Source organism: Chitinibacter sp. SCUT-21 (assembly GCA_041874755.1).
Taxonomy (GTDB): domain Bacteria; phylum Pseudomonadota; class Gammaproteobacteria; order Burkholderiales; family Chitinibacteraceae; genus Chitinibacter.
Map to the genome: position 1 here is coordinate 2600636 of CP102611.1, position 14248 is coordinate 2614883.

The 14248-nt window shown below is 43.4% G+C and carries 12 protein-coding genes and 2 pseudogenes; 3 read left to right on the top strand and 11 right to left on the bottom strand.

Going from position 1 to position 14248, the window contains the following annotated elements; genetic code table 11:
• Positions 1–3: 3 nt before the first annotated feature.
• From NT239_12065 to NT239_12115, 11 genes and pseudogenes are all read right to left on the bottom strand, one after another.
• On the bottom strand, positions 4–807 hold the full coding sequence (locus tag NT239_12065; protein XGA70507.1) for an FkbM family methyltransferase: 804 nt from the start codon (positions 805–807) through the stop codon (positions 4–6).
• Entirely contained in the window at positions 804–2060 is a 1257-nt protein-coding gene (locus NT239_12070) for an oligosaccharide flippase family protein (protein ID XGA70508.1), read from the bottom strand. The genes NT239_12065 and NT239_12070 overlap by 4 nt, the downstream gene beginning before the upstream one ends.
• Positions 2061–2287: 227 nt before the next feature.
• The gene (locus NT239_12075) at positions 2288–3136 is read right to left on the bottom strand and encodes a glycosyltransferase family 2 protein (GenBank protein XGA70509.1); all 849 of its coding nucleotides are present in this window, start codon (positions 3134–3136) and stop codon (positions 2288–2290) included.
• A complete protein-coding gene (locus NT239_12080) occupies positions 3130–5022 on the bottom strand; it encodes a hypothetical protein (protein XGA70510.1) in 1893 nt (630 codons plus the stop codon). The genes NT239_12075 and NT239_12080 overlap by 7 nt, the downstream gene beginning before the upstream one ends.
• 15 nt (positions 5023–5037) lie before the next feature.
• Positions 5038–5325, bottom strand: a pseudogene (locus NT239_12085) (pilin).
• Positions 5311–5439, bottom strand: a pseudogene (locus NT239_12090) (prepilin-type N-terminal cleavage/methylation domain-containing protein). Before NT239_12090 ends, NT239_12085 begins: the two co-directional pseudogenes overlap by 15 nt.
• Positions 5440–5520: 81 nt before the next feature.
• Positions 5521–5925: a pilin gene (locus NT239_12095; GenBank protein ID XGA72805.1), complete on the bottom strand. Its 405-nt coding sequence runs from the start codon at positions 5923–5925 to the stop codon at positions 5521–5523.
• Between the two features lie 78 nt (positions 5926–6003).
• Positions 6004–6474 carry an anaerobic ribonucleoside-triphosphate reductase activating protein gene (gene nrdG, locus NT239_12100; GenBank protein XGA70511.1) on the bottom strand — a complete coding sequence of 157 codons (471 nt, stop codon included), beginning with the start codon at positions 6472–6474 and terminating at the stop codon, positions 6004–6006.
• The gene (gene nrdD / locus NT239_12105; protein XGA70512.1) at positions 6471–8708 is read right to left on the bottom strand and encodes an anaerobic ribonucleoside-triphosphate reductase; all 2238 of its coding nucleotides are present in this window, start codon (positions 8706–8708) and stop codon (positions 6471–6473) included. Before nrdD ends, nrdG begins: the two co-directional genes overlap by 4 nt.
• A 367-nt stretch (positions 8709–9075) precedes the next feature.
• Positions 9076–9447, bottom strand: coding sequence for a hypothetical protein (locus NT239_12110; GenBank protein ID XGA70513.1), 372 nt, complete (start codon positions 9445–9447; stop codon positions 9076–9078).
• 11 nt (positions 9448–9458) lie between these two features.
• A complete protein-coding gene (locus tag NT239_12115; protein XGA70514.1) occupies positions 9459–11699 on the bottom strand; it encodes a penicillin-binding protein 1A in 2241 nt (746 codons plus the stop codon).
• A 233-nt stretch (positions 11700–11932) separates the two neighbouring features.
• Here NT239_12115 and NT239_12120 point away from each other — a divergent pair, with 233 nt between their 5' ends.
• The 3 genes from NT239_12120 to NT239_12130 are packed head-to-tail and all read left to right on the top strand — an operon-like array spanning position 11933 to position 14236.
• The gene (locus tag NT239_12120; protein XGA70515.1) at positions 11933–13006 is read left to right on the top strand and encodes a pilus assembly protein PilM; all 1074 of its coding nucleotides are present in this window, start codon (positions 11933–11935) and stop codon (positions 13004–13006) included.
• The gene (locus NT239_12125) at positions 13003–13593 is read left to right on the top strand and encodes a PilN domain-containing protein (protein XGA70516.1); all 591 of its coding nucleotides are present in this window, start codon (positions 13003–13005) and stop codon (positions 13591–13593) included. Before NT239_12120 ends, NT239_12125 begins: the two co-directional genes overlap by 4 nt.
• Before the next feature lies 1 nt (position 13594).
• Positions 13595–14236: a type 4a pilus biogenesis protein PilO gene (locus tag NT239_12130; protein XGA70517.1), complete on the top strand. Its 642-nt coding sequence runs from the start codon at positions 13595–13597 to the stop codon at positions 14234–14236.
• Positions 14237–14248 lie beyond the last annotated feature (12 nt).

Genomic DNA, 14248 nt, shown 5'->3' on the forward strand with positions numbered 1-14248 from the left:
TCACTACTCATCTTGTGTCAGCTCAGAAATTGCAACTAGATTTTGGTAGGCATAGATGTTCTGGAGATATGCGGCACTCGGTAATGGAGTTAAGCCTTTTGGAAGCATACGGTATAATTTATAATTTGGTAGTGCAGTAATTATGTCTTGCATTGTTATCTTCGATATGTAGTTTATTTCATTGAATTCGAATTGAATGCAGGTGATTTTTCCTGCTTTTATAAGAGAGTTTGCACCATGTAGCGCATCTAGCTCATTTCCTTCGAGGTCAAGTTTGAGAAAATCAATGTGTTCTATCCCTTGTTGCATGCAAAATGCATCTAGTGTAGTACATTCAATTTGAATTTGATTCACAGCGCCATGCTCTAAACGATAAAGTGAACTATGGCTGCTGCCTGGATTGTTGGTGGGTTCGAATAGAATTGACTGCTTGCATTCTGCACCAAGAGCCTTGTTTATAGCTTGAAAATTATCTTTAATATTAATTAGCTGGCGGAAGGCTGTGGGATTGGGCTCAAATGCATAGATTTGTGCCTTGGGAAAAAATTTCTTTAAAAGAGACTCGGAGTAGCTTCCAATGTTGGCTCCTCCATCGATAAATACTAAATTGGCTTTTTTTCTGACTATTTTTTTTAGTTCCTGTTTAATAAAGAAATGCTCTCCGCTCTGTAGGTGGTTTGAATAATTTAATATGCCTATTGATCTAAGGTGGAATCTGATCGCTGCATGGTTGAATTTTTGGAACGATACTCTTCCGAATATATATAGGTAGATTTTTAGTGTCATGTTAAATATAAGTTGCTTCATTTTATGCCCAGTGATTTTATTTGTAGAATGAAAGATTCTTTTGCCCATATGTAGTTTGCAAAAAAAGCGGCAAAGCTTTGTGCTAAGCTTGCGACAATTGCTGCAGATACAAGCCCAAAATGTGGAGTTAACAATAGATTCAATGTTATGCTGAGTATTGCGGTTGCTATTGTTCCATATAGACGCACCAGAGGTTTTTGGTTGGAAAGGATCCAAAGGCTATGTGCCACCCCCATAAAAACGAAAAAATTGCTAATAGTTAATGTTTTTAGTATTAATGCAGATGCTTGGAATTTTTCCCCGTATGCTAAATTTATAATAGAATCTGCACATAATAATATAAAGATCGATGATGCAAGGGCGGCTTTGTTAAATTTAATGAATAATGCAACAAATTTTTCATTGCTTATTTTTTCATTGTTTTTTTGTAAGGAAAGAAATGAAGCTGCATGACTGTTATATAGTGCAACTGGAATGAAATTAAAAAAGCTGATTATCTGCGTGGCAGCAACATATATTCCTAACTGTTGTTCGCCAAGGCTTCTGGCAATGATAATTTGATCTACTCTGGTGTAAGCTGCAATTCCTAATGCGGAAACCCAAAGGGGCATCGATTCAGTAATTATACTTTTAAATGATGACAAAAAAGGTAGGGAGATTAGCTTTCTGTTCCTATTTTTTTTGGCGAGCATGAATATGCAAGCATTAGTGATGCATGGTTCTGCTGCATAAGTGATGAGTAATAAATTAAGAGGTAATTGATGAAATATGATTACGGCTTTAACTATGGCGATAAAGGAACAGCAGAATATTTTTATTTTTGCTAAGGACATTTGTTGATTGTTACTTAATAATTCAACCTCGAATAATTCTAGGCAGGTGAACGGAATATATAGTAAAAGTAACAGATAGAGAAAATGCTCAGATGGCTGGATTAATGGCCAGCACATTAGTGAAATTAGCGTGGCGAATAGGCAGGCTGCTATTTTTATTTCTAGAAAAGAATTGAGGTGGTTGATTCTGTCTTTTAGGGAAAGCTGCCTAAGTAGAGGTCCTTCTAGGCCGAGCGATAAAAATATAGAAGCTAAGGCTAGATTTGTAGTAATAAAAGCTAATAGCCCATATTCTGCAGGTCCATATGTTCGAGCAATCAGAGAGGCAAGTATAATCGAAATCAAAGACCTATAGATTTTCTCGGCTACAAGAAATGATGCTCTGATGTTTTCAATTGGAAAGGCTAGCTTTATTTTCATTTAAACTACTGGCTGACCGAAATAATATTGTTATTAGATCTGTTTGTTGATTTTCAGATCGTGGTTTGAGTTTCTTGGTGCTTCATGGCCGCAAGGCTGAAATAAGTAGCGTTGAGTAACAACATGTAGTATATACTAATCTACTTGCGTAGATGCCGCTTGGTTAATGGCTTTTCCATGGCATTGACTCTGAGTTTTTCCATTCGGTTGCAACCTAAGACTTAGTTTTATTTTTTATACATTAATTGTGTGATTTGTTCTGAAATTAGACCCAATAAAAAAGTCATAACTGAGCCGGTATACAGCAACGCGCTCATATTAGTGAAACGTTGCTCATGCCACCAAGTCCATCCGTACCAGCTGCTTGCAATTAAAAACATAGTAAAGGCAACTGGGGCAAATATTTTTAAAGGTGAAAATAGTGTTCCAACTTTAAATATAATCAGGAAGAAGCGAACGCCATCTTTCCATATGTTGATATGGCTTTTTCCTGTGCGTTTAGGTGCGTGTATTGGTAAGTATGCCACCGAATATCCAGAGCGAAAAAAACTCATAGTAATTGTTGTTGGGTAGGAAAAACCATTAGGGAGGAGGGGTAAAAATTCCTTAAATTTTTCTGTTTTAACCGCACGAAATCCTGAGGTTAAGTCATAGATTTTATGTCCTACCATCCAGCCTGAAAAAAGGTTGTAAAATCCGTTGGCAAGAGAGCGATGTGCTCCCGCTTGTGAGGCACGACTTCGTGCGCCAACCGCCATATCATACCCCTCTGCTAATTTTGCAAGGAGGTGTTGAATGTCATCAGCTTGATGTTGCCCATCTGCATCCATTGTGATCAATATATCACCTTGAGCTATTCTTGCTCCTGACTTGATCGCCGCTCCATTTCCTTTGCTATAGGGGTGGGTGATTATCTTGTGATTTGAACCTGCAAAGGCAGAACTGGTGCCATCCGTAGAGCCATCATCAATAATGATTATTTCGGCAGATGGGTGGAGGGTGTGAATTTGGGGTATTAGAGTCTTTAGGCTCTCGAGTTCATTTTTTGCAGGTATTATGATTGAAATGTTTACCATTGTTTTTCGGAACACTTTTGAATTTTGTCTAGAATTATTTGGCTATAGATAGCATTGTTTTTACTTGAATTAAGGTATTGCTTTGCCTTTCTCGTTGTCTGGCAAGAGTCAGTATAGTGTCCAGCGAGTCCTTGCCAATTGGCGATAATAATCAATAGTTCGATATTTTTGTTCAGGTCGAAGCTTTTTCCCATGTGGCTGATTGCGTTACTTGAATCCCCGTTCGCATGTAGCAACATTGCTTTCATGAAATGCAGGCGATCCTTTTCTATTTTAGCTGGATTAATGAGTAGCGCATCAACCACTTGATTGGAGAAAGATCTAATTGTATCAGGGCAATGCCCATCGATTGTGGCTTCTACTAGCTCTTGGAGCGAGTTTTCAATGTATCTAAATTGAGTGGCGGTTTTAAATCTCTGGACGATTTCTTCCGAGTTCTCAAATGTTACGCGATCATCCATGCATTTTAATCTGGCGAGTGAAAGCCATGGCGAAAGCTCGTTGATATTTCGTAGTGCTGATGCAGTTACGATTTCTGCTGCATTGAGCACATATCCTTTATTCGCTAGAATGACGACAGCGTATTCCTGAGCGCGCAACGAATTAGGTTTTGATTTTGCCCAGAGTAAAGCCTGTTTTGTGGGGTCTGACCAAGTCAGTGCTTGGGTATAAAGTACTCCGGCAAGGAGGGCGATATACACTAAAGTAATTGTTGAAATTAATTTTGAGTTAAGATCAACAACCTTAATTAGTGAGTTTAGAGAGTTTGCTAGAAGAAAGATTGGCCCAAGCATGGGTAGATAATTACGGTGGTCGAAGTATAGCTCAAGACCTATGGTTGTTGATTCCAGGCTGTGGCCAAGGAAAAACCAAAGGCAAGAGAATGCGAATATTGGATATTTTTTCTTTAAGGCTATTGCAGCTAAAATTAGTCCAATTATGATTGTTGTTGCAAATAATGTGCTTAATGGTTTGAGGATGCTGCGGGAGACAAGATAGTCATCATAAAATAAATGCAAATTGCTTGATGATGGAATTAAAATTTTGTAGAGGTATTCAATTAATATTCTGGCTTCTGTGATGAGTCTTTCCACTGGCGTGAAGTCACGGTTGGGCCAGTTTGAAAAGATGAGTGAGTAGATTAAATATGCAAAGAAAATGTAAACAAGAGTGTGTGTAGTGAAAACCACAATTCTATTGAGGGTGCAATTGTGCTGATTTGGAATTGTTATTTGCATGCAGAAAATATATAGCAAAAGCAATCCGCCGGACTCTTTTGATAAGATTGCAAGCATCCCTGCAGCTATGACAGCTACAAGGTAAAGGATACTAGACTTTAAGTTCTTTTCGATGTTGATAGCATCGAAATATTTTAAATATAGAATGCACCCCACTAGGACAAAAGTGGAGGACAGCGTGGTCATGCGCTGGATAATATATAGCACGCTTGAGGCATTAATCGGGTGGATCAACCAAATTGTTGAGACTACAAAAGGAATCCAGCGATGGTTTGAGTTGGTGTCTGCAAGTTTATTCGCTAATTTGCTGATGAAAATATAGACTAGCGCGCCATTAAGTAAGTGAATCATAATTCCGATGTGTCGGAAATTTTCTGGCTGGGATGGCCAGGAGTCACGTTGTAAATAAAATGTGAATAGACTAATCGGGCGCCCTAATGGGCCGGCGATTCCCTGTTGAACAAGGAAAGTATATAGGTCCGATAAGCTGAATTTGGAGTTTGTATTGGCGAGTAATTCCAAATTTGCGGCATCATCTAATACAAAACCGCCAGGTAATCCTTGGCGGTAAATGAAATAAGCTAGTGGCAAGATTAGAAATAGAAAAATTAGGTCGTAATTTGTAAGTCTTTTTTTCATCGGTGCCAATTTAAGCCTTGCTGATTAATTGCAGCCTGAAGGTTTGATATTTTGATCTAAATCGGAAGTGCACGCCCAATATTTACTTGTGGTGATGTAAGTAAAGGTTATTTTTCGGCCAATTAGTTTTCCAGACACGCTTCCCGCACCCTTGAAGTTTGCCTCCAATCCAAGAGCGCCAGACTTAGTAATTGCGCTGACGTATTTGCCAGTAGTTACTGCACCACTTGGAACTGTGAATATCCCGGTTTCAGAGTATTCTTGAGTTGCAGAGCTTTTTAGGGCTCCCAAAAGTTCAATTGCTTCGGATGCTTGAGCTTTGGCAGTGTATTGTTGGTAGGCTGGGATTGCTATTGCAGATAAAACCCCAATGATGGCGACAACAATCATTAGCTCGATTAAAGTAAACCCTAGGTTTTTATACATGGCGTTTACCCTTTAAGCGATATCAGGAGGATTGAAAAAGGCGACTTCCTTGCAATAGGAAGTCGCCTTGATTTCATTAAATTACGAACATACTTTTGGTTTTACTGATGTATCCAAGGTAGAGGTACAAACCCATTTGCCATCTGCTGTTGTGTAAGTAAATGTGATTGTTTTGCCAGCCAATTTTGCATTCACACTACCCGCGCCTTTAAAGGTTGCAACAAATGCATTGGCGCCGCTTTTTGCAATCGAAGCAACGTACTTGCCGCTAGTAACAGCACCTGTTGGCAGTGTTACAACGCCTGAGTCAGCGTAGGCTTCAGAAACTGGTGTTTTTAGGCCACCTAGCAAATTCATGCCCTCAGTAGCTTGACCGCGTGCAGTGTAGTCTGAGTAAGCTGGAATCGCCACTGCAGCTAAAATACCGATAATCGCTACAACGATCATCAACTCGATCAGGGTGAAGCCTTGCTGTACTTTTTTCATTGACATGGTAATTCTCCATTGTGTAATTGAATGGCTTATCGCCTGAGCTTGATAAAGCAAACATCATGCCAATTTAATCTAGCGCAGGGGGCGCTTCTTCCCGTTCATGGCCAATTCATGCAGTTTCTGATTACTTGATCCCCGCCATGCTAAGGTTATAGCTTTGTCATGTTCGTAGCGCCCATCGATTACCACGTCCACATATTCAAGCAATGTCAGCTCTCGCACTTCTTCGTACAAATATCCAGTCCACAGCCAGATATTCTTATCTGGAAATCGTGTTTTGAAGGCTTTACAGAGTTCCAATATTGCTTCGCGATTGGCGGGGTGAAGTGGATCACCTCCGGATAGGCTCAGGCCATCGTGGCCTTCGCTGGCGTCGAGTAGTTCTTGCTGGATTTGTGCCGTAAATGGTAAGCCTGATTTTCTATCCCATGTTGATTGGTTGTAGCAGCCGGGGCAGGCGTGGGTGCATCCGGTGACAAAAAGTGTCACGCGAATGCCGGGGCCGTTGACGAGGTCGTGGGTGTAGTAGCGGTCGTAGTTCATAGTACGGTTGATAATTCTTGGGTATTGCTCTGTAGTTCTTTTACTGTTTGATTTTTAGACTTATACCCATTGCTGTATCTGACTTGAGCAAAATGTTTAACGCGGCGCATTACTTCTTTTTGTTTGCCGGCATTAAATGGCCGAGCATTTGGGCTGCCGAGGTAGCCGCAAACTCGGCGGGTGACGGAAAGTGTCGCACTGTCGTGATTGCCGCATTCTGGGCAGGTGAAACCATTAGCTGTCGCTAATGTTTCGCCCATAAAGCCGCATTTTCCGCAGGCATCCACCGGTGTATTACTGCCAAAATACGGCACTTTTGTAATGGCGTAGTCCCAGATGCGTTCCAGCGCCAGCAGGTTGTGCTTCATATTTGGCAATTCAACGTAGGTAATGTGCCCACCGCTGGCTAGCTCCGCGTAGCCCGCTTCAAAGTCGATTTTTTCAAATGGATTGACCTTGTGCAGTACATCGAGGTGGAAAGAGTTGGTGTAATAGCCCTTGTCGGTCACTTCGGCAATATCGCCAAAGCGTTCTTGGTCGAGTTTGCAAAAACGATGGCATAGCGATTCGCTGGGTGTGGAATACAGTGAATAGCCAAATCCTGTTTCGGCTTTCCAGCGTTTGGCGGTGTCGCTCATCGTTTGGACGATTTGGTGTAAAAACGCTTGTGCGTCTTTGCTGTGCGCTGGATGTTCGCCAAACATTAATACGCCAACTTCATGTAGACCGATGTAGCCCAGCGAAATAGACGCGCGGCCATTGTTAAAAATGTTGATGATGTCGTCGTCCGGTTGCAGGCGAATGCCAAACGCACCTTCGGTATATAAAATCGGCGCGACATTGGCTTTAACGCCTTTTAACCGTTCGATGCGCAGTTGCAAGGCGCGAAAGCAAACTTCGAGTCGGCTATTGAGTAGCTCGTTAAATTTGGCTTTATCACCTTGGGCTTCAATCGCAATGCGCGGCAAGTTCAAACTCACCACACCAAGGTTATTGCGGCCATCGAGCTCTTCATTGCCGTTGTTATCATGCCACGCCGATAAAAAGCTGCGGCAACCCATTGGTGAAACCGGAACGCTAGAGCCGGTAATCTGGCGATTGAGCTTGGCCGAAATAATATCGGGATACATGCGTTTCGATGTGCATTCGAGCGCGAGCTGCTTAATATCGTAATTGGGGTCGGCGGGTTTCAGGTTGATGCCTTCGTCGATAAAGAACACCAGTTTTGGGAAAACCGGCGTCGTGCCTTCTTTGCCCAAGCCTTTAATGCGTACGCGCAATATCGATTGCTGAATAATCCGCTCTGCCCAGCTGGTGCCCATGCCGAATGAGAAAGTCACAAACGGTTGCTGGCCGTTTGAACTGAACAGCGTGTTGATTTCGTATTCACACGCTTGAATGCCGTCGTACGCTTCTTTTTCGGTGCGCTCTTTGGCGTAGCGCTCGGCGTCGGGAATTTGGTATTCAGCGGCGATCGCGAGGTTTTTCTCGTAGGTTTTTAGTACATACGGCGCGAGCGTTAGGTCGATATTGGGAATCGTCGTGCCGCCGTATTGATGGCTGGCCACTTGCGCAATGATTTGCGCGGTGACGGCACACGCGACGCCGACTGATTTTGGGCTTTCAATTTTGGCATTGCCAAGGCGGAAGCCATTTTGCAGCATGCCTTTTAGGTCGACCAAGCAGCAATTGGTAAAGGGCAGGAAGGGCGAGTAATCCAAGTCATGGAAGTGGATGTCACCGCTGTTGTGCGCCTCCAGAATATCTTTTGGCAAAAAGGTGCTGGCAAATTGTTTGGACACAATGCCGGCCATTAGGTCGCGCATCACGGGAAAAACATTCGCGTCTTTGTTGGCATTTTCAGTGGTGGCGTCGATGTCGGTTTTATTGACTAAGCCCATCAACTTGGCGTGCAGCTCCGAGCCTTGTGCGCGAATCCGGTCGCGATCCGAGCGGTATTGAATATACACACGCGCGACTTCGGGGTATTGCTGCATCAACGCGTCTTCGACTAGGGCTTGTATCGTCGGAATGTCGAGTTGCAATGGTGTTTTATTAAATAAGTCGGCCTCGGTGAGTTTGCGACATTCGTCTTCAACGTAAACGGTGATTTCTTCGGCGAGCAGATCCGGCTCTGGGTATTTGGCTGCCGCGGCAGCACGACGACAAGCTTCGAAGATTTTTGCGCCATCGTAGGCGGCTTTGGCACCATCGCGTTTGATGACTTTCAGCATGACGTCCTATGTCCTTTGTGTGAAAAAGTGAGTAGGTTTTCGTGTGGTCAATTTTCATGGCAAAAAGTGGGCGAGCAAAATTGCTCGCCCCAAGTGGCTCATGATTGTATCTTGCTCAAATTCAACCCCTGCCTTGTATGGCGCAACATACCATGTAGGGTATGTTGTTAGCTTACATGCTAAGGTCTATCATTGCGGAGGGGTGAGTTCAAAACACAATATATTGTGTTGGTGTCTTCTTGTCTTCGCTAAATGTGTGGTTTTTGATGGTGGTCAATTTCTGACTTATATTTTCTTTGTGTGAAAGCTTTGGTGGGTGAGGGGGTTGTTGCTATGATTCAAAACCTGCGATTGAAATCAATTTAGGTCACAAATTTTGCTGTGTTTCCAAGCTGAAAATGAAGCGTTGAAGCAAGTTTTTGGCTTGCGAGTTGAGGTGGGTAAATTGAGCGCCTGTGCGGATAGTTTTAATGCCATTTTTCAAAATCAATTCAGACTGGCTGCCAATTGATAAGTCGCAATGAAAGATGCCGAAATGTGCGAGCTCAATTCGGCACCCTCGAAGGATTTGCCCAGCTTGAAGGTCAAGATCAGGGCTGAATCCAAGTAGGCCTAGGCCACCGTAGCCAATATCAACGATTGCAAAACGAGATTCGCTCAAAGCGTCGATGGGGCGGATAAAACAAGAGCACGGCAGTGCAGGGCTAATCGCCAAGCGAAGACTGTCACGGCGTTGCATCTGCGTACTCCTTAAAATAGCAGCTCTTTAATTTCGCCTAATGGCTGAGCTTGGCTATCATCGCTGCTTGCTCCACCACCTAAGCCCAATTCGCTGTTGGTATTTGGAAACTCTTGTAAATAATATTCTGTAACGGTTCCACGTTCGGTTTCAATGCTTTTGCTGATTAAGCCATCTGGGATGGGCATTGGTGTTTCCGGCACATTATCGAGTGCGCTGGACATAAATTTCACCCAGACCGGAAGTGCTGCAGCGCCACCGGTTTCGCGTGCGCCTAATGAACGCGGTTGATCGAAGCCAATCCAAGTAACCGCGACTAAATTAGAATTATAGCCAGCAAACCATGCATCAAATGCATCGTTGGTGGTACCTGTTTTACCCGCTAGATCGTTGCGACCAAGGGCTTTGGCTTTGGTCGCAGTACCCATTTTGATTACATCGCCCATCATGCTGGTCATGATAAACGCATTGCGCGGGTCAAGTGTGCGTGGTGCATTTTGGCCTGCCACTTCGGGTTGGGTTTTTGCAATAATATTGCCTCGTGGATCTTCAATGCGGTCAATGTAGTATGACCTCACTCGATAGCCACTATTGGCAAATACTGCATAGCCTTCAGCCATTTGTAATGGTGTTACGCTGCCTGCGCCTAGGGCCATCGTTAGGTAGGCAGGATGGTTTTTGGGTGAAAAGCCAAAGCGTGTTAAGTGCTGCTGGGTGTAGTCGGTGCCAATTGCCTGCAAGATTCGAATTGAAACTAGGTTTCTTGATAAAGTTAAAGCACGGCGAACACTCATCATTCCGGAGAAGGTGCCGTCGTAGTTTTTAGGCTCCCAGCGCTGACCGTTGACGCTGCTAGGATCCACCACTAATGGTGCATCGTTAATTTGGGTTGATGGTGTTACGCCCCGCTCAAGGGCTGCTGAGTAGATGAAGGGTTTAAAAGTTGAGCCCGGTTGGCGCCATGCTTGAGTGACATGATTGAAATTGTTGCGATTAAAGTCAAATCCACCAACTAGGGCCTGAATTGCACCTTGTTGCGGGTTGAGGGCAATGAGCGCTCCTTCAACTTGAGGTAGTTGGCTGATCGTCCATCCTTGATCACTAGCACGAACACGAATAATTGCACCTGGTCGGATGCGTTTTGCAGGGGCAATTTTTTCCGATAGTGCAGAGCGTGCGAAGCGAAGACCGTTGCCTTGAATTGTGATTTTCTCTTCGCCTTTAAGGTAGGCGGTAACGACTTTGTTACTTACTTGTGTAACAACGGCAATCCGTAAATCATCTGTATCTTTTACATTATTCAATGCATCGTCAAGCTGCTCTTCCTCACCGGACGTCAGTAGGTTGGGGTCAATAAAACCCTCGGGGCCCCGATACCCATGGCGTACATCATAGTCAATTAATCCGCTGCGCAATGCTTCGTAGGCTGCTTGTTGGGTTTTGCTGTCGAGGGTCGTGTAAACCTGATAGCCGTCGGTGTAAATTGCCTCTTTGTAGCGTTCATACATCATCTGACGAACCATTTCTGCGACAAATTCGGCGTGAACAGGGAATTGTTGCGCAGATTTATTAATTGCTAATTGTTCGGTTTGAGCGTGTGCATATTCGGCATCACTGATGCTCTTGAGTTCATGCATGCGCCGTAAAACATACATTTGACGCAGTTTTGCCCGTTTTGGATTTACTACGGGGTTGTAAGCTGATGGTGCTTTGGGTAAGCCTGCTAACATCGCCATTTCGGCAATACTCAATTTGTCTAGCGGCTTGCCATAGTATATTTGCGCGGCAGAGGCAAAGCCGTAAGCTCTCTGGCCAAGATAAATTTGGTTGATATAAAGCTCTAAAATTTGGTCTTTAGATAGATTATGTTCAATTTTAAAAGAGAGTAATGCTTCGTTAAATTTTCGCGTGAATGTTTTTTCGTTTGATAGATAAAAATTACGGGCTACCTGCATCGTAATTGTGCTGGCGCCTGAGCGTGCGTGTCCTGAGGTGAGGTTACCAGCGATGGCGCGCAGAACCCCAAGATAGTCAATTCCTCCATGCTCATAAAAGCGCTCGTCTTCTGCCGCCAATAGCGCATTGATCATTTGTTTTGGAACTTTATCAATAGGTGTGAATGCTCTGCGTTCTTCACCAAATTCACCAATTAATACTTTATCTTGAGTAAAAACCCTAAGTGGAACCTTTGGCTTATAGTCAGTTAATGCTTCCAGCGATGGAAGTTTAGGGTAAGTAATTGCTACGGCCATAGCCGATAAACAGACTGCTACTACAACTAAGCTGAAAATTATCGTAAAACAAATTAATAGGATTTTTTTTATCATTGCAGTTGTGTTTGTTTGTTTATAAAGTTCAAGCTAAGGTACTAATGTACTTGTTCTGACGCGTTGTTGCAAAATGCGAGTTTGTGACGGTGCTTTCTTTACACTGGATTGCGTCCGCTGATAGCATTTTTCAGATTACATATAAGGGGGCTATTGCGTTGAACCTCGATTTTTTAAAGCCATCAGCACCACCTCTCATTGGCGTGGATATCAGCGCGTCTGCGGTAAAAATGGTTGAGCTGAGCCAAATGGGGCGCAATTTTAGCTTAGACCGCTATGTAATTGAGCCTTTGCCAAAAGATGCTGTTACAGATAGCAATATTACAAATCCAGATGCCGTTGCCGAGGCCGTGTTGCGGGCTTGGAAGCTCATGGGTGGGAAAATTAAAAATGTAGCAATCGCATTGCCCGCTTCAGCTGTAATTACCAAGAAAATTTTGGTTGCGGCTGGTATGAGCGAGCGCGATTTAGAAATGCAAGTTGAAACAGAGGCAAATCAATACATTCCATTTTCGTTGGATGAAGTAAATCTTGATTTCCAAGTTCTTGGTCCTGCTGTTAATAATCCCGATGAAGAGGAAGTTCTCATTGCTGCGGCCAAAAAAACCAAGGTAGAAGAACGCGTTGCAGCCATTGAAGAGGCCGGCCTCAAGGCTGTGGTGTTGGACGTTGAATCTTATGCAACTCAAGCTGCATTTGAGCTGATGCGGCCACAGTTGCCAAATGGTGGAGAAAATCAGATTGTTGCAGTTGTTGATATCGGCGCAACAGCAATGCACATGAATATTTTCAAGGATGGTCAATCAATCTATAGCCGGGATCAGGGGTATGCTGGAAATCAGCTGACGCAAGAAATTCAGCGCAAATTTAATATGTCTTCTGAAGAGGCCGAGCAGGCGAAGCGTCAAGGCGGTTTGCCAGATAATTACGAGCCAGATGTTTTACAGCCATTTATGGACACCATGGCACTGGAAATATCGCGCTCACTGCAGTTTTTTTACACTTCAAGTAACTACACAACTGTCGATCACATCTTGCTAGCTGGTGGTTGCAGTGTTATTCATGGTTTGGATGAAGTTGTTTCGAGTCGTACACAAGTCGCTAGTACGATGCGTGCAAATCCATTCTTTAGCATGTCTACAGGCAAAGTGCGCGGCAAGCAAATTCAATTGGATGCGCCTTCGCTGCTTATTGCATGTGGATTGGCTATGCGGAGGTTTGACCCAGCATGATTAGAATTAATTTATTACCGCACCGCCAAGAAAAAAGAGCCGCTCGTCAGCGTCGCTTCGTAGCTATGCTCGCGTTTTCTTTTGTCGTGGCATGTGCCATTGTGGTTGCTGGATATTTAGTGCTTGCGGCAAAAATAGAAACGCAGTCCGAGCGCAATGAATTCTTAGCTTCTGAAAATGCAAAACTAGATCGTGAAATCGCTGAAATCGAGAAGCTTAAAGCAGAAAAACAGGCTTTGCTTGATCGCAAGCAAATTGTAGAACGTTTGCAATCTAATCGGACTGAAGTTGTTCACATGTTGGATCAGCTAACTCGACAGGTTCCAGAAGGGGTGTATCTGAAAGATGTTAAGCAAACAGACGATTTGCTAGTGTTAAACGGATATGCTCAATCAAATGCTCGAGTTTCAACGTTGATGCGTAATCTGAATGACTCTCAAACCTTTGAGCAGCCTTTATTGATTGAAACGAAAGCCGCTTCTGTGGGTAATCAGCGTCTATCTGACTTTACTCTAAATATAAAGTTAACTAGAGCTTCGCTTGAGGCCTCGGCAGTTGCAAGTCAACCAACTGCTCAAGGGAAATGATATGGCAATGACATTTGATGAATTCAGAAATTTAGATCCCAAAGATGCGGGCAACTGGCCAATTCCTGTTCAATTAGGTGCGATGTTCTTATTGTTGATCATCGTTGTAGCTGCTGGTGTGTTTTATTTTTGGCAGCCTCAATTTGATGAGTTGGAGGTTGGTACTCAACAAGAAGAACAATTAAAGCAGGAGTTTTTGGATAAGAAGAAAAGAGCAATTAATCTCGAAGCGTATCGTCAGCAGTTACTTGAGATTCAGCAATCTTTTGGTGCTTTACTGAAGCAACTGCCTAACAAGTCAGAAATGGAAACATTGCTAACAGAGATTAACCAAGCTGGTGTAGGTCGTGGCCTATTGTTTGAGTTGTTCAAGCCTGGTGCCGAAGTGAAAACTTCAGAATTTGCTGAAATGCCAATCCAAATTAAAGTAACAGGCTCATTTCATGATTTGTCTGCTTTTGTCAGCGATGTGGCTCAGTTGTCACGAATTGTGACTTTGAGCGATGTTAAGTTGTCTGTGCCAAAAGATCCTGCCATGTTAAATATGGAAGCAACGATTAAAACTTATCGTGCGTTAGATGAAGCAGAGCAGCAGGCAATTCGACAGGCTGAACTTGAAGCTCGTAAAAAGAATAGAAAGTAATGTTCTATCCGG

Bases quoted from the DNA above. Each gene is read 5' to 3' on its own strand.
- nrdG (XGA70511.1), bottom strand. From the start codon at position 6,474: ATGAACTACGACCGCTACTACACCCACGACCTCGTCAACGGCCCCGGC.
- NT239_12065 (XGA70507.1), bottom strand. From the start codon at position 807: ATGAAGCAACTTATATTTAACATGACACTAAAAATCTACCTATATATA.
- NT239_12130 (XGA70517.1), top strand. From the start codon at position 13,595: ATGGCAATGACATTTGATGAATTCAGAAATTTAGATCCCAAAGATGCG.
- NT239_12075 (XGA70509.1), bottom strand. From the start codon at position 3,136: ATGGTAAACATTTCAATCATAATACCTGCAAAAAATGAACTCGAGAGC.
- NT239_12110 (XGA70513.1), bottom strand. From the start codon at position 9,447: ATGCAACGCCGTGACAGTCTTCGCTTGGCGATTAGCCCTGCACTGCCG.
- nrdD (XGA70512.1), bottom strand. From the start codon at position 8,708: ATGCTGAAAGTCATCAAACGCGATGGTGCCAAAGCCGCCTACGATGGC.
- NT239_12095 (XGA72805.1), bottom strand. From the start codon at position 5,925: ATGAAAAAAGTACAGCAAGGCTTCACCCTGATCGAGTTGATGATCGTT.
- NT239_12125 (XGA70516.1), top strand. From the start codon at position 13,003: ATGATTAGAATTAATTTATTACCGCACCGCCAAGAAAAAAGAGCCGCT.
- NT239_12070 (XGA70508.1), bottom strand. From the start codon at position 2,060: ATGAAAATAAAGCTAGCCTTTCCAATTGAAAACATCAGAGCATCATTT.
- NT239_12115 (XGA70514.1), bottom strand. From the start codon at position 11,699: ATGGCCGTAGCAATTACTTACCCTAAACTTCCATCGCTGGAAGCATTA.